Genomic DNA, 24,961 nt, shown 5'->3' with positions numbered 1-24,961 from the left:
CCAAAGAACATGGCTATCGAGATCAAAGCCCCAACATTTCCGGAATCGGTTGCCGATGGCACCGTTGCCACCTGGCACAAACAACCGGGCGACGCTGTAAAGCGCGACGACCTGATTGTCGACATCGAAACCGACAAGGTAGTGCTGGAAGTACTGGCCACTGCTGACGGCGTGCTGGGCGCTATCGTCAAGAACGAAGGCGACACCGTTCTGTCCGACGAAGTGCTGGGCTCCATCGTTGAAGGCGGCGCTGCTGCTGCCGCTCCTGCTGCTGCCGCTGCACCGGCCGCCCAGGCTGCTGCTCCGGCTGCCGATGGCGAAGACGATCCTGTTGCTGCTCCGGCTGCACGCAAGATCGCTGAAGAAAACGGTATCAACATCGCTTCCGTTGCCGGTACTGGCAAAGGCGGTCGTGTGACCAAGGAAGACGTAGTTGCTGCGGTAGCTGCCAAAAAAGCCGCTCCTGCTGCTGCGCCGGCCAAGGCCGCTGCACCTGCCGCTGCCGCTCCGGTATTCGCTGCTGGCGACCGCGTAGAAAAACGCGTTCCGATGACCCGCGTTCGTGCCACCGTGGCCAAGCGTCTGGTTGAAGCTCAGTCGAACATGGCGATGCTGACCACTTTCAACGAAGTGGACATGACTGAAATCATGGCACTGCGTTCGAAGTACAAGGATCTGTTCGAGAAGTCCCACAACGGCGTACGCCTGGGCTTCATGTCGTTCTTCGTGAAAGCAGCTACCGAAGCACTGAAACGCTTCCCGGCCGTTAACGCCTCGATCGACGGTTCCGACATCGTTTACCACGGCTTCGCCGACATCGGTGTAGCTGTTTCCAGCGACCGTGGTCTGGTGGTTCCGGTTCTGCGTAACGCCGAACTGATGAGCCTGGCTGAAATCGAAGGCGGCATCGCTGCTTACGGTAAAAAAGCCCGTGACGGCAAACTGTCGATCGACGAAATGACCGGTGGTACTTTCACTATCACCAACGGTGGCACTTTCGGTTCGATGATGTCGACCCCGATCGTTAACCCGCCGCAAGCCGCGATCCTGGGCATGCACAACATCCTTCAGCGTCCAATGGCAGTCAACGGTCAGGTAGTTATCCGTCCGATGATGTATTTGGCTCTGTCTTACGATCACCGCTTGATCGATGGCAAAGAAGCTGTAAGTTTCCTGGTAGCAATCAAAAACCTGCTGGAAGACCCGGCTCGTCTGCTGCTGGATATCTAATAGAAGCTGCTGCAAGTTTCAGGTGCCAGGCTGCGGGAAAAAGCAGTCTGGCTTTGGCTTGCAGCTTGCTGCTGACAGCTTGTAGCTAATAGAGGATCTATTTTCATGTCTCAGAAATTTGACGTTGTAGTGATTGGTGCTGGCCCTGGCGGCTATGTTGCAGCCATCAAGGCCGCGCAACTGGGCCTTTCGACTGCTTGCATCGAAAAATACACCGACAAGGAAGGCAAACTGGCGCTGGGCGGTACTTGCCTGAACGTTGGCTGCATTCCATCCAAGGCGCTGCTGGACAGCTCCTGGAAGTACCACGAAGCCAAGGATGCATTCGCCATCCACGGCATCACCACCGGTGAAGTGAAGATGGACGTTGCTGCGATGGTTGGCCGTAAAGCCAACATCGTTAAAGGTCTGACTTCCGGCGTTGCGACCCTGTTCAAGGCCAACGGCGTTACTTCCCTGCAAGGCCACGGCAAACTGCTGGCCGGCAAGCGTGTTGAGCTGACCAAGCCAGACGGCAGCGTTGAAATCATCGAAGCCGAGAACGTGATTCTGGCTTCGGGCTCGCGTCCGATCGACATTCCACCTGCTCCAGTCGACAACAACGTCATCGTTGATTCGACCGGCGCCCTGGAATTCCAGTCCGTGCCAAAACGTCTGGGCGTTATCGGCGCTGGCGTGATCGGTCTGGAACTGGGTTCGGTATGGTCCCGTCTGGGCGCTGAAGTGACTGTTCTGGAAGCCCTGGACACCTTCTTGATGGCTGCTGACGCTGCCGTTTCGAAAGAAGCCTACAAAACCCTGACCAAACAAGGTCTGGACATCAAGCTGGGCGCTCGCGTTACCGGTTCCAAGGTTAACGGCGAAGAAGTCGTTGTGACCTACACCGACGCCAACGGCGAACAGACCATCACCTTCGACAAGCTGATCGTAGCCGTGGGTCGCCGTCCGGTGACTACCGAGTTGCTGGCAGCTGACAGCGGCGTGACCATCGACGAGCGCGGTTTCGTGTTTGTTGACGATCATTGCGCAACCAGCGTACCGGGCGTATTCGCCATTGGTGACGTGGTTCGCGGCATGATGCTGGCACACAAGGCTTCCGAAGAAGGCATCATGGTTGTCGAGCGCATCAAAGGTCACAAGACCGAGATGAACTACGACCTGATTCCATCGGTTATTTACACTCACCCGGAGATCGCGTGGGTTGGTAAAACCGAGCAGGCCTTGAAAGCTGAAGGCGTTGAGGTTAACGTCGGCACCTTCCCGTTCGCCGCCAGTGGCCGTGCCATGGCAGCAAACGACACCGGTGGCTTTGTCAAAGTCATTGCTGATGCCAAAACTGACCGCGTACTGGGCGTCCACGTGATTGGCCCGAGCGCTGCAGAGCTGGTACAGCAGGGCGCGATCGGTATGGAATTCGGCACCAGCGCTGAAGATCTGGGCATGATGGTTTTCTCCCATCCGACCCTGTCCGAAGCCTTGCACGAAGCAGCACTGGCTGTGAATGGCGGCGCCATCCACATTGCCAACCGTAAGAAACGTTAAGACCAGACAATAAGAAACCACGGCGGTTTGCCCGTCGTGAGCCTTGCTAGCAAGCCTCACCGCGGAACTTCCGCCGGACGCAGTCTTGTCTTGTTTTAACCGGGCCCGGCTCCGCTCAAGCGGATGTCGGGTTTGTTGAAACAGCACAAGCAGCAGTCACAGGTGGTGCGGCACTAATAGTAGTGCAGCGCCGAATGCGCAGTACCTAACGAAGACGGTAAAAAGCATGAATCTTCACGAGTATCAGGGTAAGCAGCTGTTCGCTGAATACGGCCTGCCAGTATCCAAGGGTTATGCAGTAGACACCCCGGAAGCAGCCGCAGAAGCTTGCGACAAAATCGGTGGGACCGAATGGGTTGTAAAAGCCCAGGTTCACGCAGGTGGTCGCGGTAAAGCGGGCGGCGTTAAGCTGGTTCGCAGCAAAGAAGACGCTAAAGCATTCGCACAACAGTGGTTGGGCAAGCGTCTGGTGACTTACCAGACTGACGCCAATGGTCAGCCGGTCACCAAGATCCTGGTTGAGTCGTGCACTGATATCGCTAAAGAGCTGTACCTGGGCGCTGTCGTTGACCGTTCGAGCCGTCGTATCGTGTTCATGGCTTCCACCGAAGGTGGCGTGGACATCGAGAAAATCGCTCACGACACTCCAGAAAAAATTCTGAAAGCAACGATCGATCCACTGGTTGGCGCACAGCCATTCCAGGGTCGCGAGTTGGCTTTCCAGCTGGGTCTGGAAGGCAAGCAAGTTGCTCAGTTCGCCAAGATCTTCGTAGGTCTGGCCAAACTGTTCAAGGATCACGATCTGGCCCTGCTGGAAGTGAACCCGCTGGTTATCAAGACTGACGGCGATCTGCACTGCCTCGATGCCAAAATCAACATCGACGCAAACGCCATGTACCGTCAGCCTAAGCTGAAAACTTTCCACGATCCGTCGCAAGACGATCCGCGCGAAGCGCACGCTGCCAAGTTCGAACTGAACTACGTAGCGCTGGAAGGCAACATCGGCTGCATGGTTAACGGCGCTGGTCTGGCCATGGGCACCATGGACATCGTTAACCTGCATGGCGGCAAGCCAGCCAACTTCCTCGACGTTGGCGGTGGTGCTACCAAAGAACGCGTTACCGAAGCGTTCAAAATCATCCTGTCCGACAGCAATGTCGCAGCAGTGCTGGTTAACATCTTCGGCGGCATCGTTCGTTGCGACATGATTGCCGAAGGCATCATCGGTGCAGTGAAAGAAGTCGGCGTGAAAATCCCGGTAGTTGTGCGCCTTGAAGGCAACAACGCTGATCTGGGCGCTAAAGTACTGGCAGAAAGCGGTTTGAACATCATCGCTGCTACCAGCTTGACCGACGCTGCTCAACAAGTTGTTAAAGCTGCGGAGGGCAAGTAATGAGCGTCCTGATCAATAAAGACACCAAAGTTATCTGCCAGGGCATCACCGGTTCGCAGGGCAGCTTCCACACCCAGCAAGCCATCGAATACGGCACCAAGATGGTTGGTGGCGTTACTCCGGGCAAAGGCGGCACCACTCACCTGGACCTGCCTGTTTTCAACACCGTGAAAGAAGCCGTAGAAGCAACTGGCGCAACCGCCAGCGTTATCTACGTACCGGCTCCTTTCTGCAAGGACTCGATCCTTGAAGCAGCGTTCGGCGGCATCAAGCTGATCGTGTGCATCACTGAAGGCATTCCTACCCTGGACATGCTGGACTGCAAAGTTAAGTGCGACGAACTGGGTGTTACCCTGATCGGCCCTAACTGCCCGGGCGTTATCACGCCAGGCGAATGCAAGATCGGCATCATGCCAGGTCACATTCACTTGCCAGGCAAAGTAGGCATCGTGTCGCGTTCCGGCACCCTGACTTACGAAGCTGTAAAGCAAACCACTGACGCCGGTTTCGGCCAGTCGACTTGCGTAGGCATCGGTGGTGACCCGATCCCTGGTTCCAACTTCATCGACATCCTGAAGCTGTTCCAGGAAGACCCGAAGACCGAAGCGATCGTTATGATCGGTGAGATCGGCGGTTCGGCTGAAGAAGAAGCGGCTGCCTACATCAAGGCAAACGTGACCAAGCCGGTTGTTTCCTACATCGCTGGTGTGACTGCCCCTCCAGGCAAGCGCATGGGCCACGCAGGCGCAATCATCTCTGGCGGCAAGGGTACTGCAGACGAGAAGTTTGCTGCCCTGGAAGACGCAGGCGTAAAAACCGTGCGTTCGCTGGCAGACATCGGCAAGGCTCTGTCCGAGCTGACTGGCTGGGCAATGAAGTAAGCCTCGCGCTTAACTGACTGCTCTACCAGGCAAAGGCCACCTTCGGGTGGCCTTTGTGCGTTTGGGGTCAAGCAAAACCCTTGTGGGAGCGGGCTTGCTCGCGATGCAGGCGCCGCGGTCATTCAGATAAATCGCGTCGTTACCATCGCGGGCAAGCCCGCTCCCACAACGTGCGGTTTTGAGCTATCCAGGGCAGGCAAAACCACACCAAAGCATTTTTCGATGTCGTCCAGGCGACAACTGCGTTCGTTCATCGGACAGTCCGCCCTCTAACAGTGCGCTGTAGGAAAAAACTCGGTAATCTTGCCAGCATTCCGCAGTTCTGCGTGTGCATCCCAAAAGGAAGCCACGCGCTAGAAGGGTTGGTCTTATACGGATCGACAGCATTTCCCACATCCGCACGGGAAATTCCCCTCTAAATTCCGATTCAGTAGTGTGGTATTTCCGTAATGAAAGTATTGAAAGGCCAGGACATCCTGGCACTTGGGTTTATGACTTTTGCCCTGTTCGTTGGGGCAGGCAACATCATTTTCCCGCCAATCGTTGGCCTGCAGGCCGGACCTAACGTCTGGATGGCTGCATTGGGCTTCCTGATCACCGCAGTCGGTCTGCCGGTAGTCACCGTTATTGCCCTGGCCAAGGTCGGTGGCGGCATGGACGCACTGAGCAGCCCGATCGGCAAGATCGCCGGGGGCTTGTTGGCAGCCGTGGCCTATCTGGCTGTTGGCCCGTTGTTCGCGACCCCGCGTACCGCCACCGTATCCTTTGAAGTCGGCCTGGCACCTTTGACCGGTGAAAGCCCACTGGCGCTGTTTCTGTACAGCTCGGTGTACTTCCTGATCGTGTTTTTCGTGTCGTTGTACCCGGGTCGCCTGCTGGACACGGTAGGGCGCTTCCTTGCTCCGTTGAAGATCATCGCTCTGGCCATTCTTGGCATTGCTGCCGTTGCCTTGCCTGCAGGTGATGTTGGCGTCGCGACCCCCGAGTACGTGGCCGCACCGTTCTCCCAGGGTTTTATCAATGGCTACTTGACCATGGATACCCTGGGTGCGCTGGTGTTCGGTATCGTGATCGTGAATGCCATCCGTTCCCGTGGTGTTGAATCACCCAAGCTGATTACCCGCTACGCCATCATTGCTGGCCTGATCGCCGGTGTCGGCCTGGCGCTGGTCTACATCAGCCTGTTCCGCCTGGGTGCGGGCAGCCATGAAGTGGCGGCGGGTGCAACCAATGGTGCGGCGGTACTGCATGCCTATGTACAACACACCTTCGGTTCGCTGGGCAGCGGTTTCCTTGCCGTACTGATTGCACTGGCTTGCCTGGTAACGGCCGTTGGCCTGACCTGTGCCTGCGCTGAATACTTCAGTACTGTGCTGCCACTGTCTTACAAGACGCTGGTGATCATCCTTGCGCTGTTTTCGCTGGCCGTGTCGAACCTTGGCTTGACCCAGTTGATTGCGTTTTCCATCCCGTTGCTGACGGCGATCTACCCGCCTTGCATCGTGTTGGTGGCGCTGAGTTTCTGCAAAGGCCTGTGGAATGCCCAGAGCCGGATCATTGGTCCGGTCATGCTGGTGTCGTTCTTCTTTGGCTCGATCGACGCGCTTAAAGGTGCTGGCCTCGGTGAGTGGATTCCGGCCCAATTGGCCAATATGCCATTTAGCGAGCAGGGCCTGGCGTGGCTGGTGCCTAGTCTTGTGACCCTGCTGGGCGCAGTAATCTGCGACCGTCTGCTGGGCAAACGAGTTGAAGCAATGGCGTAATTACCCGGTTCGCCAAAAGCGTTGCCGAGTCAATAAAAAAGCCCTGCATCTTAATGGATGCAGGGCTTTTTTAATGGGCGTGTGTTCAAGCATGCAAACACTAGCCATTAACGTTCAGATACAACAAAGCCCGCACTTGGCGGGCTTGGTTTTATATCGCAGAAAGTCGTGTTACTTGCTTTCTGTAGTTGCCGCAGGTGCAACCGGAGCAGTCTGGCCGGCTTCTTCAGCAGCGGCTTTATTGGACTCGGCTTGTGCTTTTGCAGCTTCGGCGTTCTCTTTGGCCGCGTCGTTTACTTTGTCTTGTGCTTCAGACATTTTTTCTTGCGCTTGCTCAGAATGCTGGGCAGCGTCCTGGGCTTTGTCTTCGGATTTTTTGTCGCAGGCAGCCAGGCCAAGCGAAGCAGCCAGCATCAAGGCAACAGCAAAAGTATTACGCATGGGGTGTTTCTCCTTATGAGTAGATCTACGGGGCGTTTGAGCATGGGCTGATGGCTTAAGTTCCATGCTCGAACACATATATAAGTAAAGCAGCGCGGGCGGAAATATTGGTAAAAAACTTGAGCCACTGGTTCGGCCCTTGAAATTTGCATCATTGGCCCCAACTTTCATCACATCCCGCCGCTAACCCTTACGGGCGTGGCCACTGCCATCCAATCGGAGTTTGATAACAATGAGCGTGGAAACTCAAAAAGAAACCCTGGGCTTCCAGACCGAGGTCAAGCAACTGCTGCACCTCATGATCCATTCGCTGTACTCCAACAAGGAAATCTTCCTTCGCGAACTGATCTCGAACGCCTCTGATGCTGTCGACAAATTACGTTTTGAAGCACTGTCCAAGCCAGATCTGCTGGAGGGCGGTGCCGAGCTTAAAATCCGTGTGAGCTTCGACAAAGACGCCAACACCGTCACCCTCGAAGACAACGGTATCGGCATGAACCGCGATGACGTGATCACCCACCTGGGTACGATCGCCAAATCCGGCACTGCCGACTTCATGAAAAACCTCACCGGCGACCAGAAAAAAGATTCGCACCTGATCGGTCAGTTCGGCGTGGGTTTCTACTCGGCCTTTATCGTTGCCGACAAGGTTGACGTGTACAGCCGCCGTGCCGGTACCCCGGCAAGCGAGGGCGTGCACTGGTCTTCGAAGGGCGAGGGCGAGTTTGAAGTGGCCACCGTCGAGAAGGCCGACCGCGGCACCAAAATCGTGCTGCACCTCAAGCCTGGCGAATCCGAATTCGCTGACGGCTGGCGCCTGCGCAACATCATCAAGAAGTACTCCGACCATATCGCCTTACCGATCGAGCTGCCTAAAGAGCAGACCGTTGCCGAAGGCGAAGAAGCGCCTGCACTGGAATGGGAAACCGTCAACCGGGCAAGTGCCCTGTGGACCCGTCCTCGTACTGAAGTAAAGGACGAGGAATATCAGGAGTTCTACAAGCACATTGCCCATGACTACGAGAACCCGCTGGCCTGGAGCCACAACAAGGTTGAGGGCAAGCTTGAATACAGCTCGCTGCTCTACGTTCCGGCCCGTGCACCGTTTGATCTGTACCAGCGTGAAGCGCCTAAAGGCCTGAAGCTGTATGTGCAGCGTGTCTTCGTGATGGATCAGGCCGAGTCGTTCCTGCCGCTGTACCTGCGCTTTATCAAGGGCGTGATCGACTCCAACGACCTGTCGCTGAACGTGTCGCGGGAAATCCTGCAAAAAGACCCGATCATCGACTCGATGAAGACGGCGCTGACCAAGCGTGTACTCGACATGCTGGAAAAACTGGCGAAGAACGAGCCTGAGAAATATCAGGGCTTCTGGAAAAACTTCGGGCAGGTGATGAAAGAAGGTCCGGCCGAAGATTTCGCCAACAAGGAAAAAATCGCCGGTCTGCTGCGTTTTGCTTCGACCCACGGCGACGACGGCGAACAGAATGTTTCCTTGACCGACTACCTGGCCCGCGCCAAGGAAGGTCAGGACAAGATTTACTACCTGACCGGCGAAACCTACGCGCAGGTTAAAAACAGCCCGCACCTCGAAGTCTTCCGCAAAAAAGGCATCGAAGTCCTGCTGCTGACCGACCGCATCGACGAGTGGCTGATGAGCTACCTCAGCGACTTCGACGGCAAGAGCTTTGTCGACGTGGCCCGTGGTGACCTCGACCTGGGCAATCTGGACTCGGAAGAGGACAAGAAAGCGGCAGAAGAAGTGGCCAAGGCCAAAGAAGGTCTGGTTGAGCGCATCAAGGCTGCCTTGGGCGAGAGCGTCAGCGAAGTGCGCGTGTCGCATCGTCTGACTGATTCCCCGGCGATTCTTGCCATTGGTGAGCAGGATCTGGGCATGCAAATGCGTCAGATCCTCGAAGCCAGCGGTCAAAAAGTGCCTGAGTCCAAGCCTATCTTCGAGTTCAACCCGGCTCACCCGCTGATCGAGAAACTCGATGCAGAGCAGAGTGAAGAGCGTTTTGGCGACCTGTCGCACATCCTCTTCGATCAGGCAGCCCTGGCAGCCGGTGACAGTTTGAAAGACCCTGCGGCCTATGTCCGTCGGCTAAACAAATTGTTAGTAGAGTTGTCGGTCTAACCGCGCTATAAAAACCCGCTTCGGCGGGTTTTTTTTGTTTCAAATTCAGGAGTTTTTGATGAAATCCATTTCGGTCAGCTCTGTGGCTTATCAAATCGACGGCCAACCTTACGAAGGCCGTTTGGCCTTTGATCCGAGCCGTGAAGACCCGTTGCCGGGTTTGCTGATGGCGCCCAACTGGATGGGCATCAGCGCAGGCGCCGAAGAGATTGCCAAGTCGGTGGCAGAACAGGGTTATGTGGTACTGATCGCCGATTTGTATGGCCAGGGCACCCGGCCCGGCAACGCCGACGAGGCCGGTGCGGCGATGATGCCGCTCAAGAATGACCGTGCCTTGCTGCGCAAGCGTATGTGGGCAGCGTATGACATGCTGAAAAATCAGGGCCTGGCCCAGGTCGACAGCAACAAGCTGGCAACCTTTGGTTTCTGTTTTGGCGGGTGCTGTTCACTGGAACTGGCACGCAGTGGTGCACCGTTGCAAGCTGCGGTGTCATTCCACGGCACGCTGGACACACCTAACCCTATCGATGCCCAGAGCATCAAGGGCTCGGTGCTGGTGTTGCACGGCGCGCTGGACCCATTGGTGCCAAGCGAGCAGCTACCAGCGTTTGAGGCGGAGATGAACGCGGCGGGTGTGGACTGGCAACTGACCAGCTATGGCGGCGCAGTGCATTCGTTCACTGACCCCCACGCCAATGTGCCGGGCAAGATGATGTACGACGCCAAAACTGCGGGTCGGGCGTTCACCGCCATGCATAACTTGCTGGATGAAGTGTTTCGCGATTAATCGCAATCACGACAGTCTGTGGGAGCGGGCTTGCTCGCGATGCTGACGGCTCGGTCTGTCAGACAACACCGGGCGATGCTATCGCGAGCAAGCCCGCTCCCACAGTGGTCACGCCGAACGTTCCATCACCTCGCTCACCGTCAAATCCCGCATCAACAACCCGTAGTTCAAGTCCACCTGTTCGGGGATCGGCAGGTACACCGTGTGGCCATCACCCGGCGCCACTTGGGTCGGCAAGCCTGCACTGTTAAGCAAACGTTCCAGATCAAAGTGATAGTTGCCGTGGGGTGTCATCAGCTCCAGATGATCGCCCAAAGCAAATCGGTTTTTCACTTTGACTTCGGCCAGGCCATTGCGTCGTTCGCCGGTCAATTCCCCGACAAACTGCTGGCGATGGGACAATGAACTGCCATGCAGGTAGTTCTGGTATTCATCGTGGACATGGCGGCGCAAGAACCCTTCGGTATAGCCGCGCTGGGCCAGTGACTCCAGATCGGTCATCAGGCTGCGATCAAATTCACGACCCGCCACTGCATCATCAATCGCCTTGCGATATACCTGAGTGGCGCGCGCGCAGTAAAAGTGCGACTTGGTGCGGCCCTCGATCTTCAGCGAATGCACGCCCATTTCCGCCAGCCGCGCCACATGCTGTACAGCACGCAGATCCTTGGAGTTCATGATGTAAGTACCGTGTTCGTCCTCGAACGCGGTCATCGGCTCATCGGCACGGTTGGCTTCGTTCAGCACAAACACTTCGTCAGTCGGCGCACCCACGCCCAGGGTTGGCTCGACCACATTGACGATATTGCCCAGTTCGTTTTCCGTGGCCGGTTTGGCGTCGTATTTCCAGCGGCAGGCATTGGTGCAGCTGCCCTGGTTGGCATCACGCTTGTTCATGTAGCCAGATAACAGGCAGCGCCCGGAGTAGGCCATGCATAGCGCGCCATGTACGAAAATCTCCAGCTCCATATCGGGTACTTGCTGACGGATTTCTTCGATCTCTTCCAGCGACAACTCCCGGGACAGGATGATGCGGCTCAGGCCTTGCTGGCGCCAGAATTCAACACTGGCCCAGTTCACGGTATTGGCCTGCACCGACAAATGAATCGGCACATGGGGGAAGTTTTTGCGCACCAGCATGATCAGCCCCGGGTCGGACATGATCAGCGCATCCGGTGCCATGGCAATCACCGGCTCCAGATCCTTGAGAAAGGTACGCAGCTTGGCGTTGTGCGGGGCGATATTGACCACCACGTAAAAACGCTTGCCCTGAGCCTGGGCTTCGGCGATGCCAATGGCCAGGTTGGTGTGGTCGAATTCGTTGTTGCGCACGCGCAAGCTGTAGCGTGGTTGGCCCGCATACACCGCGTCGGCGCCATACGCGAAGGCATAGCGCATATTTTTCAGGGTGCCGGCAGGGGCGAGGAGTTCGGGCGGAGCAAGGCGCATAGTCAGTTCGTTCGCAAAAAAGGCGCGATGGTAGTCGAGCCCTTGCTCCCGGCTATTGATCTGGATCTATGCTTTGCGCGGCCAGGTCAGCATCACAATGCCCGCGACCACAATCAGGCCGCCGATGATCTGGCCGCTGCTGAGCAACTGGTCAAGAATCAGCCAGCCAAACAGCAGGCTCGCCACCGGTTCGACGTTCATTACCGGTGCGTTGCGGGCCATGTTCAGCCGCGTCATGCAGATAAACAACAGGCAGAAGCCCAGCCCGTAAAGCGCAACCAGAAAGGCCAGGGCTGTCCAGCCGGTAGACGAGGAGGGCAGCGACACCCCGCCCGGCAGCACCCCGCTGACTCCGGCCAGGGCTGCCGCACAAAATACGATAAGCATGGTCAGCATGCTACGCACCGTACCGCGCAGGCTCGAGAGTTTGTGATCGGTGATCCATAGCGCACAGGCAAACACGCAAGCGGCAGCAAAGCCGAAGAGGATGCCTTCGAGCCACTGTGCCTCGGTACTGTGCTGGCTGGACAAACGTTCGGGCACGTCGAGGGCAAACACCAGGCCGCACATGATCAGCCCCATCAGCAGTGCCGCCCGCAGGGTGGGTGCCGCACCGCCCAGGGCCCAGGTCAGCAGTACCAGCAGGATCGGCGCCATATTGCCGATCAACAATGCCAGGGCCACGGGGATACGGGCCACGGCTGAATAAATGCAGAAGCTTTGTGCTGCGATCAGCAATCCCAACAGCAATTGCCAACGCCAGTTGGCGGGGGTTAGCCGAGGGCGCTCGCGTTGCCATAGCACCAGGCCGGTCAATACCAGCAAGGTCACGCCAGCACGACATAGAATCGCCAGCAGCAAACCGGTGTCGTGGTCGAAGGCAATCCGGGCGGCGATATGATTGCCCGCAAAAGCGCAGGCCAGCAGTACCAGAATCAATACTGCGATATGGCGGGGGAACAACGCAGGAGCAGACATAAGCAACCAGCCTCCTTGGCTGGAAATAGAGCCGCTTCAATATCCCTGTGGGAGCGAGCTCCCACAGGGGTAAGGCGGGGTTACAGCACCAGGTTTGGCAACCACAGCGAGATGGCCGGAACGTAGGTCACCAGCATCAGCACCATAAACAGTGCCAGGTAGAATGGCAGCAGCGCTTTAACGGTGTTTTCGATGGTGACCTTGCCCACGGCTGCACCCACGAACAGCACCGCGCCCACCGGCGGTGTGATCAGGCCGATGCCCAGGTTGACCAGCATGATCATGCCAAAATGTACCGGGTCGACACCGATACCGATAATCACCGGCAGCAGGATCGGGGTGAGGATAAGGATCAGCGGCGCCATGTCCATCACCGTGCCCAGCAACAACAACATGACGTTGATGCACATCAGGATCACGTAGCGGTTATCCGACAGGGTCAGGAACGCGGTGGTGATCTTCATCGGGATTTCCATCAGCGTCAGGATGTAACCGAAGCTGGCAGCAAAGCCGATCAGGATCATCACGATGGAAATGGTACGCACCGCCCGATGCATCAGCTTGGGCAGATCACGCCACTTGTAGTCGCGGTAAATGAACATGGTGACGAAGAACGACCACACCACCGCGACCGCCGCCGATTCGGTGGCAGTGAAGACGCCAGTGAGGATGCCGCCAAGGATGATGACCATGGCCATCAGGCCCCACATCGCTTCACCGGCGATTTTCAGCGCGGTGCGCAGCGGGATCACTTCACCCTTGGGGTAGTTACGTCTGCGCGCAAAGATCATGCACAGGCCCATCATCACTGCGCTGAGCAACAACCCCGGCATGATCCCGGCCATAAACAGCGAAGCGATCGATACCGTGCCGCCCGCTGCCAGCGAGTACAGCACCGAGTTGTGGCTGGGCGGGGTGAGCAAAGCCTGTACCGAGCCGCTGACCGTTACCGCCGTGGAGAACTCACGGGGGTAACCGGCGCGCTCCATTTCCGGAATCAGTACCGAGCCCACGGAAGCGGTGTCGGCGACGGAAGAGCCGGAAATCGCGCCAAAGAAGGTCGAGGCGACGATATTGACCAGCGACAGGCCGCCGCGCACAAACCCTACCAGTACCCCGGCAAAGGCCACCAGCCGACGTGACATGCCGCCTTCGGCCATGATCGCCCCGGCCAGGACAAAAAACGGGATGGCCAGCAGCGAGAACTTGTTAACCCCGCCAGCCACTTGAATCATCAGGGCATCGAACGGGATATCGATCCACCAGGCGCCGACGAGTGCCGACAGGCCCAGCGCGTAGGCGACCGGCATGCCGATAAGGATCAGGGCGATAAAACTGCCCAACAATACGAAAGCGTCCATTTATACGGCCTCTTCGCTGGCTTCTACGATGTCGAACCGCACGGCACGGCGGTGGCTTTGGTCACCCAGGAAGAGTTTTTCCAGGACGAAGATCAGGGTCACGATGCCGCCCAGTGGGATAGGCAGATAGGAAATGCCTACGCGCAAACTCGGCATTTCGCCAAGAAACTGGTTCCAGGTGGTCGCGCACAGTTTGAAGCCCTTGACCGTCATAAACAGGCAGACGATGACCATCAGGATTTGCACCAGCACCGCGGCCAGTTTGCGGACATGGGCCGGCATGCGCTCGACCGCCATCGCCACTGCCATATGGGCACCGGCACGGTAGCTGGCGGCAGCGCCAAAGAAGGTAAACACCACCATCAGCAGAATGGCGGTGGGCTCGGGCCAGCTGGAGCCGCTGCCCAGCACGTAGCGGGCAAAAATGCCCCAGGGGATGATCAAGGTCATGGTCAGCACCGACAAACCGGCGATCCCGATGCAGGCCCTGTACAGCAAGTCATTAAAGCGCAGTACGGTATTTTTCATGGGGCTCACCACTACGCGGCAAACGGACTTGCGCCCGTTGCGGCGGCGTTATCGGACTGGCTTATTGGACGGCTTCGATGCGCGAGATCAGATCTTTGTAGTTGGCACCGTACTTGTCGCGAACCGGCTGGGTGGCGTCGTAGAAGGCTTTTTTCTGCTCCGGGGTGAGGGTGATGAATTCCACGCCTGCGGTCTTGAGCTTGGTTTCGCTCTCCGCGGATTTTTTGTCCCAGATCACTCGCTCTTCCATTTGCGCTTCACGGGCCAGTTTTTGCACCAGGGCTTGTTGCTCGGGGCTGAGTTTGGCCCAGGTGGTCTTGGCGATCACGATCGGCTCGGGGAGGATCAGGTGGTCGGTCCAGGTGAAGTACTTGGCGTTCTGGTAGTGGTTGTGCTCAAGGAAGGTCGGCGGGTTGTTCTCTGCGCCATCGATCACGCCGGTCTGCAGGGCGCTGAAAATCTCGCCGGTGGCCATGGCGATGCCATTACCGCCCATGTCGTTGATGGTGTCGATAAACACCGGGTTGCCTTGTACGCGGATTTTCATGCCTTTGAGGTCGGCAATCTCACGTACCGGTTTTTTTGTGTACAGGTTGCGTGTGCCGCCATCCATCCAGGCCAGCGCGACCATATTGAAGTCGGAGTTGGTGATTTTATCCAGCATCTCCTGGCCGATTTCGCCGTCGATGATCTTGCGCATATGGGCCTGGTCGCGGAACACGAACGGCAGGTTGAAGGCATTGGTTTCCGGTACTACCGGACCAAGGATGCCGAGGCTGACCCGGGTCATCTGCACCGCGCCGGACTGCAATTGTTCGACCACTTCTTTCTCTGAACCCAGTACGCCACCAGCAAACATCTTGAAAGAAATATCGCCGTTGCTCTGTTCCTGAAGCTTTTTGCCCATTTCCTGTTCGGCCAGCACCGGCGGATAGCCAGTGGGATGAACCTCGGCGAACTTGATCTTGATTTCGGCCTGGGCCACGCCTGAGAGGCAGAAGGCCAGGGGGAGAGCAGCAATCAGCAGGGTGCGTTTGAAATCCATGGGTCACTCCAAATATTGTTTTTGTTATTTCAAGGTGTTGGATCGGTTGTCAGTTATTCAGTAGTGGCTCCGGCAAGCCCTTGACCCCGGGGCGGAGGGCAAACACGCCTCCTGCCAACGGCTGGTCGGCGAGATCGCCTGCAGGGCGGATCGAGGTCACAAACAGGGTGTCCAGATCAGCGCCGCCAAAAGCGCACATCGCCGGTTTTTTCACGGGTACGGTCAGGGAGCGGTCGAGCTTGCCTTGCGGGGTAAAGCGATGGATCAGCCCGGCATCGTTGCCGCAAATCCAGTAGCAGCCCTCGGCATCCACGGCGGCGCCATCGGGGCGACCCGGGTGCTCGCCCATGTCCACAAACAGGCGACGGTTGTGAGGGGTACCCGTGTCGGTGTCGTAGTCACAAGCCCAGATTTTTTGCACGTCCGGGTGTGAGTCCGACAGGTACAGGGTTTTGCCATCGGGGCTGAACGCCAGGCCGTTGGGCACGATCAAGCCCTGCAGTTGCGCCGTGAGCGGCTCGGTCTGGCCTGCGTTGTAGCGGTACATGGCGCCCACCGGGGCGCCGGCGGCCATGTCCATCACCATGGTGCCCGCCCAGAAGCGGCCCTGGCGGTCGCAGCGGCCATCATTGAAGCGCATGCCTGGCAGGGCATGGGTCACGCTGGCCAGCAAACGACTGTCGAGGCTGCCATCGGCGTGAGGGGTGATAGCGAACAGACCGTTTTCCATCGCGGCGATCCAACTGCCATGACCTGTCTGAGCAATGCAGGCGAGCATTTGCGAGGCTTGCCAACTGTGCTCTTTACCATCGGCGGGGCTCCAGCGATGCAAGCGTTTTGCCGGGATATCCACCCAGTAAAGTGCCTGCTCCGCGATGCTCCAGACCGGGCTTTCGCCGGTGGCATTACGTGCATCGAGAATCAGTTCAGCTGTCATGATGCCTCGACCTCTGTGATCTTGTTTTGGTGGCAGGGGCGTATTTATTCGTCGCCAAACGGGCCGGCAGCCACGAAGGCACCGCCCTGGTAAACCATGCTCGGGTCATTGGCCGCAGGCATCGGCTGAGCTTCGATCTTGTCGCGAAACACTTCAGAGGTGTCTCTGGGCTCAAAACCCAGGTGGGCGGCATAGCGGTTGTCCCACCACACATTGAGGTTGTTGGAGGCGCCATAGACCACGGTGTGGCCGACATCCGGCGTGTACAGCGAGCGCTCGAGCAGCTGTGTAAGGTCAGCAAAGCTCAGCCAGGTGCTCATCATCCGGCGGTTTTGCGGCTCGGGGAACGAGGAACCGATGCGGATGCTGACGGTTTCGATGCCATAGCGATCGAAGTAGAAGGTGGCCATGTCTTCGCCATAAGACTTGGACAGCCCGTAGTAACTGTCAGGCCGGCGCGGGGAGTGGGCATCCAGGGTCTGGTCCTGTTTGTAGAACCCGATGACATGGTTGGAACTGGCGAAAATCACCCGTTTGACGCCATGCCGGCGTGCCGCTTCGTAGATATGGAAAATGCCGCTGATATTGGGGCCGAGGATCTCTTCGAACGGGCGCTCCACCGAGACACCGCCAAAGTGCAGGATGGCGTCTACCCCTTCAACCAGCTGGTGGACGGCCTGTTTGTCGGCAAGGTCGCAGATGAACACTTCCTCGCGGCTGTCGGCAGCAGGAGCCATTGCGGCGATATCTGAAAGTCGCAGCACCCTGGCGTAGGGCTTGAGGGTTTCGCGTAGCACCTTCCCCAGACCGCCAGCAGCACCGGTGAGGAGAAGGCGATTGAAGGGGGTTTGGACAGTGTGTGTGGTTGTCATCAAAGGGCCCTGTCGTACTTGTTATTGTCAGTTGTCGTATGACTTGGGTTGGATTATTCACAGTCATTGCGGTGGTTGTCAATGCACAAGTGATCTGGATTATTCACCAAAAGCACCCTCTCCCAAAGGGAGAGGGGACTAAAGGCAAAAGCAGTTCTGCGTAACACCACGCATCAGCCCCCTCTCCCTTTGGGAGAGGGCAGGGGTGAGGGTCGCAAGCGCCCCCCGATGGCACAGACATGACTTACAGCAACGACAACGGATAGCTGATAAAGATGCGGTTTTCGTCGAATTCGTGGGTGCTGTAGTCGCGTCGGATACTCGCATTGCGCCAGCGCAGGTTGAGGTCCTTGAACGTACCGGCCTGTACGGTGTAAGCCAGTTCCGATTCGCGGCCCCATTCCTTGCCATCGGTGATGCTGCCGGTGTGGATGTTATCGCCACTGATATAGCGGTTCATCATGGTCAGGCCGGGGACGCCGAGCACCGCGAAATCCAGGTCATGACGCACTTGCCAGGAGCGCTCCTTGGCCAGGTCATAGCTGGAGTTGTAGCTGTCGTTGGCCAGGGTTCCGCCGCTGGTGCCATTGACCCTGAACCAGCCATCGTCGCCACTGATTTTCTGCAGGCCCACATACAGAGTGTTGCCCTTGTATTTGGCCGACAGCAGGGCGTAGGCGGTTCTATTGTCCAGGTCCCCCGCCAGTTTGTTACCGTCTTCCTTGCCCCAGAAATAACCGAGGTTTGCGCCCAGCGTCACATCGCCAACAGGTTGGCTGTGCAACACGTTTAAAAATTGCTGCTGGTAGATGTCTTCCAGCTGGGCATACCACAGGCCGACCTGGGTACGCTTTTCATTGAAGCTGTAATCACCGCCGGCAAAGTTGAAGCGATCGGAGGTAAAGGCACCTTTGCCGTTGAGCGACATGTCTTCCATGCTTGCGTCGTTACGCGGGCTGTTGGCGCGGAACTGGCCACCGTAGAGGTTCAGCCCGGCGATTTCTTTTGAAGTGATCTGGCCGCCACGGAAGGTTTGCGGCAAGGAGCGGCCATCGTCCGAGCGCAGGATCGGCAGCACCGGCATCCACTCGCCGATTTTCAGTTCCGTATTGGAGATTTTGGCCTTGGCCGCAACACCCAAACGACCAAAGTTATCGGCGGGCTCACCATCGCTGTGGGTCGGTAACAGTTGAGTACCGACCGTGCCCTTGCCGCCGTCGAGTTTTTGCGAGTAAAGCCCCAGTACATCCACTCCGAAACCGACAGTGCCCTGGGTAAAGCCGGACTTGACGTCGAGAATGAAGTTTTGCGTCCACTCTTCGGCCTTGCTTTGCGGGTAGTCAGGGTTGGTATAGTTGCGGTTGATGTAGGCGTTGCGCAGGTTCAATGTAGCCTTGGTGTCATCGATAAAGCCTTCGGCCATACCGCTGACGGGCAGCGCCAGACCCATGCTGCCAAGGCCCAGCAACACCAGCGAGCGGGTACCACGGGAGGTTCTTGAGCAAGTGAACAGGGAGGGGGCACAGGTAGGTGTGATCATCCGTAGAGCTCCTGAGTATTATTATTTTTGTTATCTGTCGTCGTACAACCAGGCAGATTATTTACAGAGTGTCTAGGGAGTTGTCAATGTCAGCGGCTACACTGCGTGCACCAGATTCCTACTCGCATCACTGACATGGATGGCTCATGAACGAAACAAGTCTGCAACGTAAAACCCTGCTCCTGTTGCTGGCCTTGGTCACAATTGCATTCATCTGGATTTTATTGCCGTTTTATGGCGCGATTTTTTGGGCTGTTGCCCTGGGGATTCTGTTTGCACCCCTGCAACGCAAGCTGCTACTCAAGCTAAAAGGCCGACGCAACCTGGCAACTTTTACCACGCTGGGGGCCTGTACGGTGATCGCGATCATTCCGGTCATCATCACCACGACCTTGCTGGTGCAGGAAGTGGCAACGCTCTACAAGGATGTTGAAAGCGGCAGAATCAACGTCGCCAGCTATGTCATGCAGTTCAAGGATATCCTGCCGGCCACCGCCCAGGACTGGCTTGACCGTTTCGGCATGGGCAATATCGACGGGCTGAGCGAGAAAGTATCCAAGGGTGCACTCGAAGGCAGCCAGTTTTTTGCCACCCAGGTGTTCAGCTTTGGTCAGAGCACCTTTGATCTGGTGGTGAGCTTTTTCATCATGCTGTACCTGCTGTACTTCTTTATTCGTGATGGCCAGCAAATGGTGCGCACCATCCGCAACGCGGTACCGCTTGCCGAACAGCAAAAACGTCTGTTGCAGCTCAAATTGCGCCGTGTGGTCCGGGCCTCGGTCAAGGGCAACCTGGCGGTGGCCATTACCCAGGGGGCATTGGGCGGGGTGATTTTCTGGGTACTGGGCATTCACAGCGCGCTGTTCTGGGCGGTGCTGATGATGTTCCTGTCGCTGTTGCCCGCCGTGGGTGCCGGCATCGTCTGGGCACCGGTCGCGGTTTACTTCGTAGTGACCGGCTCGGTCTGGCAGGGTGTGGTGCTGGCGCTGTATGGGGTCTTTGTGATCGGCATGGTGGACAACGTGCTGCGCCCCATCCTGGTGGGCAAGGACACGAAAATGCCGGACTTCCTGATTTTGATCTCGACCCTGGGCGGCATGGCGATCTTCGGCCTCAATGGCTTTGTGATCGGGCCATTGATTGCCGCCCTGTTCCTGTCCAGCTGGGGCCTGTTCAGTGGCACCCGGCGCAAGGTGCGGTTGCCAGCCGATATCCCGTCCGGCGATTAACGGAAGCTGTAGGAAACCCCCACGTAGGCGCCCCTGCCTTCACCGGGGGTGGAGCGCGCGGCGTCCAGTCCCTTGTCGTCATACCCTGGCGTAACCGTAGCGGCATAGCGCTCGCCGCTCAGGTTGCGCAGGTCGAGCCAGGCTTGCCAGTCCTGCTTGGGGGCGTTGTAGCCCAGGGTTGCGCCCCAAAGCATATAGGACGAGGTGTAATACGAGTTGGCGTAATCCACCGCCATGCGTGAGGCAACCTGGGTGTTCACCCCGGCATAGAAGCCCTGCGGGTGGTCATAGCGCACTTCGGCCTGGTAGTAGTGTTGCGGGATCCCCGGTAACTTGTTGTCACCAAAGCGCTCGTCGTCACGGTAATGGAAGTCGCTGAAGGTGTAGGCCTGGCGCAGAGATACCTTGCCCACTGCTTGTCTTTCCCACAGCAGGCTGTTGAGTCCTGCTTCGATGCCTTGGTGCACGGTGGGGCTGGCGTTGGACTCGCCGACAATCGGGCTTTGGGTGAGAGTGGCGGCCTGGGTTTCGACGCTCAGCAGTTCATGGCGCACGGCCGAGTAATACCAGGCCAGATCCCACTGCCCGAGCCACGAATCGCCACGGGTGCCGAGTTCCAAGGTAGTAGCAGTTTGATTGTCCAGCGACACGGGGGTGCTCTGGCGACCGGTAGCCGGGCCACTGTTGACCGGGAAGGTAAACGGCGAGCCCCAGATCATCGACCACGGGTGCGGCGGCTCAACCGAACGGCTCAGGTTGCCGTATACCTGCAAGTGCGGATTGAACTCGTAACGCAGGCCAACACGGGGCGCGTAGTCCCAGTCATGCTGGCTGACCTTGCCACCGCTGTCGGGGTAGCTCACGTCGCTCTCGCGGCGGGTGTAGATCAGCGCCATGCCGGTGGTCAGCCACAGGTCGGGGATCAGTTCCAGATCATTGCTGGCGTGCAGCACGGTGTCGGAACCCTGGTAACTGAAGTCGCGAATCTTGGTGCCCGGGGCATAGCCTGCAGTGTTGCCCACAGGGATACGCACATATTCCGATGCGCCACTGTTGGGCAAATGCTTGGTGTTGCGCAGGCCCACGGTGGTGTTGCTTTCGAGGCCGAACAGGGTGTCGCGGCGCTTGTAGTTGAGCGTGCCGCTGACATCGGTATAGGCAACTTTCAAACGGTTAGGGCCTTCTCGCAGATCCATCGGGTAGTCGTGATAGACCAGGCCCACTTCCAGCTGCGAATCGTCATCCAGGTACATCGTGGTCTTGTTGCCCAGCCAGGTACTGCCGGGTTGCGGGCGGCTGTAGTCCCCTGCCACATAGGCCGGGTTGGCTGCGCGGGGGTGATGCTTGATATTGTCTTTGGTCACGCGCCCGGCCAGTTCGTTATCGGTTTCGCGATAGCGCAGGTAGAAGCGGGTTTCCAGTTGTGGACTGAAGCGATAACCGACATTGGCTGCGATGCCTTTGCTGCTGCCAGCGGTATGGTGTTGATAGCCGTCGGTGTCTGAGTCGGTCAGGGCGACATAGTAGTCCAGATCTCCCAGCACCTGCCCGGAGCTGATCTGGCGTTTCTGATAGCCATAGCTGCCCGTTTCGTAACGCACCTGCAATGGCGCGGCGTCGTAGCCGGTGTGGGTGACGTAGTTGATCGAGCCGCCCAGGGCCAGCGAGCCGGTGTCGAAGCCATTGGCGCCGCGCAGCACTTCGGCGCGGCTCAACCATAGCGGTTCGAACAGTTCGTAGGGCGTACCGCCGGGGCCGGTCAGGGGCAGGCCGTCGAACATGACATACAGCCCCGAGCCGTGGGCGCTAGGGGCGCGGTTGATACCCGAGCCACGCACCGAGACCTTGGCCCCGTCATTGCCCGCCGATTGCGCGTAGACCCCTGGCTGGTAGGCCAGTACATCGGCATTGCTGGCGGTGCGACCGTTTTCGACGCGGGCCATATTGATCAGGTTGCTGGCGCCGGGCACTTCATTGAGTGCGTTCTGGGCGGCTTCCAGTTCGCTGCTTTCTTCGCTGCGTACCTGCACCTCACCCAGTTCCAGGGCACTGCCGTAGGCGGGGGTGGCACTGAGGAGTGCCAAAGGTAAAAGCGAGGAGAACACGGATCGCATTAATGGAGCTTCCAGATCGATGGGCGGGCGGCGCGCCAGCCTATACAAGCCCGGAATCACTCGCAACTGTCACGGTTGCAATCCAGTTGTGGGAGCGAGCCTGCTCGCGAAGCTGCAAGCTCACGCTTTTTCGGGATTTATCGCACAGGTTTGGCAATTGCTGGAGGTCTGATGCGGGGCCTATAGTGGGTGCTCGCCGATAAGGCGACCGGGTTTGGCGATCCGCAGTAACTTTAAATAAGTACATAATTGCTATTTACGGTTGAGCGTGTAATTTGCTCGAAATGTTTTATGGCAGTTGTACGTGGGAGATCTTCGGGTCTGCCGGGTTTTCTTAAAGTTACCGGTTCGCCAACCCACGTACAGCGGCCACCTTTTTTGTTTGGCGACAAAAATGGATGGCTAAATCCAACTTTAAGAGACTTTCTTATGACGAATTCACCGTATATCCCGTTAACAGCCATTGACTGCACCATCCCCGCCTTGCTGATCGATCGCAACATCCCCCTCGATGTGCTCCATGCCAACGCAGTCGCCCGCGTTCTGGCTGTAACTCAACTGATGGAATCGTTCTCCAGCCGCGAAGTGCAGCAGGCCGATTCGGTTGATCTCAAACATCTGGCCACGGTTTCAGCGCAATTGCTGCGCGATGGTTGTGACCTGCTCGATGTGCTGGGCTGGCGCTTGCGGCCCGCTTGATCGTGTTTGTTTAACTGATACGTTGAGTACATATCCGGCATTTGTGTCTAACTGAAATAGTGGTTTCGCCCTTACGGCGAGTCCCTTTTTGAAGGACCAAAAAGGAACCAAAAAGTCCTCGCCCCATCGTACGGCCTTCGCTTCGCTCAGGTTCCCTCGCTCCGGCTCTGCTCCGTGGGCACGCCGCCACGGGCCATCCATGGCCCATCGCGGCTCTCCCGGCATCCATGCCGGGAGACCCACTCCACAGAACCTCCTCTCGGCCTCCCGGGAGGGCTGGCAGATCAAAAGCACTGCACCGCGAGGCGGCCGACCGGCCGGCCTGTTTGGCGGCGAGGTCTGCGAGCCCCGCACATCCCCTCTGTGGGAGCGGGCTTGCTCGCGATGGCATCGGCGCGCTTAGCCTGCCAGACCATGCCGTCTGCATCGCAGGCAAGCCAGCTCCCACAGGTTTAGCGTCGCATAGAAATCCTGAGTATTTACAACTTCCACATGATTTGTGGTGCAACAAAAAACCCCGTGAAGGCCAGGCCTCCACGGGGTTTTGGGTACAGCCGCTAACGCTTAGCCAACCAGGCCCAGGGTTGCCTGTTGCACCAGCTGCAGCATCGGCTGCGGGTAGACACCCAGGAAGAACACCAGTACCGAGACCGCCAGCAGCATCACGCCGCCCGCTTTCTGTTCCCAGTTCAGCGGTGCATCGTGGCGATGCAGTTTCGGCTCGACCAGGTACAGGGTCACCATCACACGCAGGTAGTAGAACACGCCAATGGCGCTACCCAGGATCAGGGAACCCACCAGCCACCATTGGTGAGCTTCAACACCGGTGGCAATGATGTAGAACTTGCCGATAAAGCCGGCGGTCAGCGGGATACCCGCCAGCGACAGCATCATCACGGTCATCACCGCAGTCAGGTACGGACGACGCCAGAACAGGCCGCGGTACTCGTACAGTGCGTCGGCGTCACGACCTTTGTACGGCGAGGACATCAACGTGATCACACCGAATGCACCCAGGCTGGTCAGCACATAGGTGATCAGGTACACGCCGATGGCTTCCATGGCCATGCCTTTGCTCGCCACCAGGGCGATCAGCAGGTAGCCAAAGTGAGCGATGGACGAGTAACCCAGCAGACGCTTGAGGTTGTTCTGGGTCAGTGCCAGCAGGTTACCGAACAGGATCGAGGCAATCGCGATCACGGTCAGGACATCGCTCATCACACCGGTGGTTGCCGATGGGGTGATCTGGAACAGACGCACCATCACGGCAAACACGGCAACTTTCGACGCGGTAGCCAGGAACGCGGCGACCGGCGCCGGAGCACCTTCGTATACGTCCGGCGTCCACAGGTGGAAAGGCACCAGCGACAGTTTGAAGGCCAGGCCCACCAGCATCATGCCCAGGCCCAGTTGGGCAATGGCGCTAGGAGCGCCAGTGGCCGCCAGGGCGTGACCGATACCGCTGAAGCTCAAGCTGCCGGCTTCGGCGTACAGCAAGGCCATGCCGAACAACAGGAACGCGGAACCGGCTGCCGACAGCACCATGTACTTGATGCCGGCTTCCAGGGAGCGCTTGTTGAAGAAGGCATAGGCCACGAGGCCGTAAACCGGTACCGAGAGCAGTTCCAGACCGATAAACAAACCGGCCAGGTGTTGCGCGCTGACCAGCACAATACCGCCGGTCGCTGCCAGCAGCATCAGCAGGTACAGCTCTTCGCGGTTGCCCGGATAGCCCGTGCCGCCTTCACCCAGGTAGGCGTGCGCCAGGGTGACGCAGGCCAGGGTCGCGACCAGGATCAGGCCGATATACAGATAGGCGAAGTTGTCCATCATCAACAGCGGGGTGACAGCCAGTGGAACAACTTTCAACGCCGGGAAGATCGACAACAAGGCCAGGTTAAGACCCGCCACCGAAAGCAGGAAGGTCTGTGAATGGTTGCGGCGCCACGCGATTGCCAGCATCACCACAACAACGGTGAGGCTGGTAATCAGCAGTGGAGCAAGCGCGATAAAGTGTTGGATCGTGAATTCCATA

Annotated in this window: 20 protein-coding genes; 9 read left to right on the top strand and 11 right to left on the bottom strand. The window is 57.9% G+C overall.

Features of this window, described 5'->3' with window-relative positions; all coding sequences use genetic code 11:
- The first annotated feature begins 9 nt into the window (after positions 1-9).
- The 5 genes from odhB to brnQ all read left to right on the top strand — a co-directional run bounded on the left by odhB (position 10) and on the right by brnQ (position 6,809).
- A complete protein-coding gene (gene odhB / locus EQV96_RS05355; protein ID WP_083369842.1) occupies positions 10-1,230 on the top strand; it encodes a 2-oxoglutarate dehydrogenase complex dihydrolipoyllysine-residue succinyltransferase in 1,221 nt (406 codons plus the stop codon).
- Positions 1,231-1,335: 105 nt separating this feature from the next.
- Positions 1,336-2,772 carry a dihydrolipoyl dehydrogenase gene (gene lpdA / locus EQV96_RS05350; RefSeq protein WP_016780172.1) on the top strand — a complete coding sequence of 479 codons (1,437 nt, stop codon included), beginning with the start codon at positions 1,336-1,338 and terminating at the stop codon, positions 2,770-2,772.
- 226 nt (positions 2,773-2,998) lie between these two features.
- The gene (sucC, locus tag EQV96_RS05345) at positions 2,999-4,165 is read left to right on the top strand and encodes an ADP-forming succinate--CoA ligase subunit beta (protein ID WP_016780173.1); all 1,167 of its coding nucleotides are present in this window, start codon (positions 2,999-3,001) and stop codon (positions 4,163-4,165) included.
- A complete protein-coding gene (gene sucD / locus EQV96_RS05340) occupies positions 4,165-5,046 on the top strand; it encodes a succinate--CoA ligase subunit alpha (RefSeq protein ID WP_095002114.1) in 882 nt (293 codons plus the stop codon). Before sucC ends, sucD begins: the two co-directional genes overlap by 1 nt.
- Before the next feature lie 449 nt (positions 5,047-5,495).
- Positions 5,496-6,809: a branched-chain amino acid transport system II carrier protein gene (brnQ, locus tag EQV96_RS05335; protein ID WP_240881532.1), complete on the top strand. Its 1,314-nt coding sequence runs from the start codon at positions 5,496-5,498 to the stop codon at positions 6,807-6,809.
- A gap of 171 nt (positions 6,810-6,980) precedes the next feature.
- Here the strand turns inward: brnQ and EQV96_RS05330 are convergent, their stop codons facing one another.
- Entirely contained in the window at positions 6,981-7,250 is a 270-nt protein-coding gene (locus EQV96_RS05330) for a hypothetical protein (RefSeq protein WP_095019112.1), read from the bottom strand.
- A gap of 232 nt (positions 7,251-7,482) precedes the next feature.
- On the opposite strand from EQV96_RS05330, the gene htpG reads away from it, so the two are divergent.
- Both htpG and EQV96_RS05320 read left to right on the top strand, forming a co-directional pair.
- Positions 7,483-9,387 (top strand): molecular chaperone HtpG, encoded by a 1,905-nt coding sequence (gene htpG, locus EQV96_RS05325; RefSeq protein ID WP_016780177.1) that lies wholly within the window; start codon positions 7,483-7,485, stop codon positions 9,385-9,387.
- Positions 9,388-9,445: 58 nt separating this feature from the next.
- A complete protein-coding gene (locus tag EQV96_RS05320; protein WP_095002112.1) occupies positions 9,446-10,174 on the top strand; it encodes a dienelactone hydrolase family protein in 729 nt (242 codons plus the stop codon).
- Positions 10,175-10,282: 108 nt separating this feature from the next.
- On the opposite strand, the gene yegQ is transcribed toward EQV96_RS05320, so the two are convergent.
- The 8 genes from yegQ to EQV96_RS05280 form a co-directional block, all read right to left on the bottom strand.
- Positions 10,283-11,623, bottom strand: coding sequence for a tRNA 5-hydroxyuridine modification protein YegQ (gene yegQ / locus EQV96_RS05315; protein WP_095031726.1), 1,341 nt, complete (start codon positions 11,621-11,623; stop codon positions 10,283-10,285).
- A 66-nt stretch (positions 11,624-11,689) separates the two neighbouring features.
- Positions 11,690-12,601, bottom strand: coding sequence for a DMT family transporter (locus EQV96_RS05310; protein ID WP_095019115.1), 912 nt, complete (start codon positions 12,599-12,601; stop codon positions 11,690-11,692).
- Positions 12,602-12,681: 80 nt separating this feature from the next.
- Complete coding sequence (locus EQV96_RS05305; RefSeq protein ID WP_095002109.1) at positions 12,682-13,962, bottom strand: TRAP transporter large permease; 1,281 nt, start codon at positions 13,960-13,962, stop codon at positions 12,682-12,684.
- Entirely contained in the window at positions 13,963-14,490 is a 528-nt protein-coding gene (locus tag EQV96_RS05300) for a TRAP transporter small permease (protein WP_095028397.1), read from the bottom strand.
- 61 nt (positions 14,491-14,551) lie between these two features.
- Positions 14,552-15,535, bottom strand: coding sequence for a TRAP transporter substrate-binding protein (locus tag EQV96_RS05295; protein WP_095002107.1), 984 nt, complete (start codon positions 15,533-15,535; stop codon positions 14,552-14,554).
- A 49-nt stretch (positions 15,536-15,584) separates the two neighbouring features.
- Positions 15,585-16,472, bottom strand: coding sequence for an SMP-30/gluconolactonase/LRE family protein (locus EQV96_RS05290; RefSeq protein ID WP_240881529.1), 888 nt, complete (start codon positions 16,470-16,472; stop codon positions 15,585-15,587).
- Between the two features lie 44 nt (positions 16,473-16,516).
- Entirely contained in the window at positions 16,517-17,344 is an 828-nt protein-coding gene (locus EQV96_RS05285) for an NAD(P)-dependent oxidoreductase (protein WP_095002105.1), read from the bottom strand.
- Between the two features lie 244 nt (positions 17,345-17,588).
- Positions 17,589-18,884: an OprD family porin gene (locus EQV96_RS05280; RefSeq protein WP_095002104.1), complete on the bottom strand. Its 1,296-nt coding sequence runs from the start codon at positions 18,882-18,884 to the stop codon at positions 17,589-17,591.
- A gap of 146 nt (positions 18,885-19,030) precedes the next feature.
- On the opposite strand from EQV96_RS05280, the gene EQV96_RS05275 reads away from it, so the two are divergent.
- Positions 19,031-20,113 carry an AI-2E family transporter gene (locus EQV96_RS05275; protein WP_095002103.1) on the top strand — a complete coding sequence of 361 codons (1,083 nt, stop codon included), beginning with the start codon at positions 19,031-19,033 and terminating at the stop codon, positions 20,111-20,113.
- On the opposite strand, the gene EQV96_RS05270 is transcribed toward EQV96_RS05275, so the two are convergent.
- Complete coding sequence (locus EQV96_RS05270) at positions 20,110-22,227, bottom strand: TonB-dependent receptor (protein WP_240881526.1); 2,118 nt, start codon at positions 22,225-22,227, stop codon at positions 20,110-20,112. The two genes, EQV96_RS05275 and EQV96_RS05270, sit on opposite strands and share 4 nt — an antisense overlap.
- Positions 22,228-22,656: 429 nt before the next feature.
- Between EQV96_RS05270 and EQV96_RS05265 the strand changes: the two genes are divergently transcribed.
- Positions 22,657-22,926, top strand: a complete 270-nt coding sequence (locus EQV96_RS05265; protein WP_240881523.1) for a short-chain dehydrogenase — start codon at positions 22,657-22,659, stop codon at positions 22,924-22,926.
- A 564-nt stretch (positions 22,927-23,490) separates the two neighbouring features.
- Here EQV96_RS05265 and nuoN read toward each other — a convergent pair.
- Positions 23,491-24,960: an NADH-quinone oxidoreductase subunit NuoN gene (gene nuoN, locus EQV96_RS05260; protein ID WP_095003304.1), complete on the bottom strand. Its 1,470-nt coding sequence runs from the start codon at positions 24,958-24,960 to the stop codon at positions 23,491-23,493.
- Position 24,961: the final 1 nt, after the last annotated feature.

Source organism: Pseudomonas sp. TMW22080 (assembly GCF_022496745.1).
GTDB classification, from domain to species: domain Bacteria; phylum Pseudomonadota; class Gammaproteobacteria; order Pseudomonadales; family Pseudomonadaceae; genus Aquipseudomonas; species Aquipseudomonas bubulae.
This window is presented reverse-complemented; position numbering and strand designations above follow the sequence as displayed.

What these genes read in the sequence shown, in the direction of transcription:
- sucC (WP_016780173.1), top strand. Translation starts at nt 2,999, where the DNA reads ATGAATCTTCACGAGTATCAGGGTAAGCAGCTGTTCGCTGAATACGGC.
- EQV96_RS05310 (WP_095019115.1), bottom strand. Translation starts at nt 12,601, where the DNA reads ATGTCTGCTCCTGCGTTGTTCCCCCGCCATATCGCAGTATTGATTCTG.
- EQV96_RS05305 (WP_095002109.1), bottom strand. Translation starts at nt 13,962, where the DNA reads ATGGACGCTTTCGTATTGTTGGGCAGTTTTATCGCCCTGATCCTTATC.
- lpdA (WP_016780172.1), top strand. Translation starts at nt 1,336, where the DNA reads ATGTCTCAGAAATTTGACGTTGTAGTGATTGGTGCTGGCCCTGGCGGC.
- odhB (WP_083369842.1), top strand. Translation starts at nt 10, where the DNA reads ATGGCTATCGAGATCAAAGCCCCAACATTTCCGGAATCGGTTGCCGAT.
- EQV96_RS05270 (WP_240881526.1), bottom strand. Translation starts at nt 22,227, where the DNA reads ATGCGATCCGTGTTCTCCTCGCTTTTACCTTTGGCACTCCTCAGTGCC.
- EQV96_RS05275 (WP_095002103.1), top strand. Translation starts at nt 19,031, where the DNA reads ATGAACGAAACAAGTCTGCAACGTAAAACCCTGCTCCTGTTGCTGGCC.
- EQV96_RS05290 (WP_240881529.1), bottom strand. Translation starts at nt 16,472, where the DNA reads ATGACAGCTGAACTGATTCTCGATGCACGTAATGCCACCGGCGAAAGC.
- EQV96_RS05330 (WP_095019112.1), bottom strand. Translation starts at nt 7,250, where the DNA reads ATGCGTAATACTTTTGCTGTTGCCTTGATGCTGGCTGCTTCGCTTGGC.
- EQV96_RS05295 (WP_095002107.1), bottom strand. Translation starts at nt 15,535, where the DNA reads ATGGATTTCAAACGCACCCTGCTGATTGCTGCTCTCCCCCTGGCCTTC.
- EQV96_RS05265 (WP_240881523.1), top strand. Translation starts at nt 22,657, where the DNA reads ATGACGAATTCACCGTATATCCCGTTAACAGCCATTGACTGCACCATC.
- htpG (WP_016780177.1), top strand. Translation starts at nt 7,483, where the DNA reads ATGAGCGTGGAAACTCAAAAAGAAACCCTGGGCTTCCAGACCGAGGTC.
- EQV96_RS05320 (WP_095002112.1), top strand. Translation starts at nt 9,446, where the DNA reads ATGAAATCCATTTCGGTCAGCTCTGTGGCTTATCAAATCGACGGCCAA.
- nuoN (WP_095003304.1), bottom strand. Translation starts at nt 24,960, where the DNA reads ATGGAATTCACGATCCAACACTTTATCGCGCTTGCTCCACTGCTGATT.
- EQV96_RS05285 (WP_095002105.1), bottom strand. Translation starts at nt 17,344, where the DNA reads ATGACAACCACACACACTGTCCAAACCCCCTTCAATCGCCTTCTCCTC.
- sucD (WP_095002114.1), top strand. Translation starts at nt 4,165, where the DNA reads ATGAGCGTCCTGATCAATAAAGACACCAAAGTTATCTGCCAGGGCATC.
- EQV96_RS05300 (WP_095028397.1), bottom strand. Translation starts at nt 14,490, where the DNA reads ATGAAAAATACCGTACTGCGCTTTAATGACTTGCTGTACAGGGCCTGC.
- EQV96_RS05280 (WP_095002104.1), bottom strand. Translation starts at nt 18,884, where the DNA reads ATGATCACACCTACCTGTGCCCCCTCCCTGTTCACTTGCTCAAGAACC.
- brnQ (WP_240881532.1), top strand. Translation starts at nt 5,496, where the DNA reads ATGAAAGTATTGAAAGGCCAGGACATCCTGGCACTTGGGTTTATGACT.
- yegQ (WP_095031726.1), bottom strand. Translation starts at nt 11,623, where the DNA reads ATGCGCCTTGCTCCGCCCGAACTCCTCGCCCCTGCCGGCACCCTGAAA.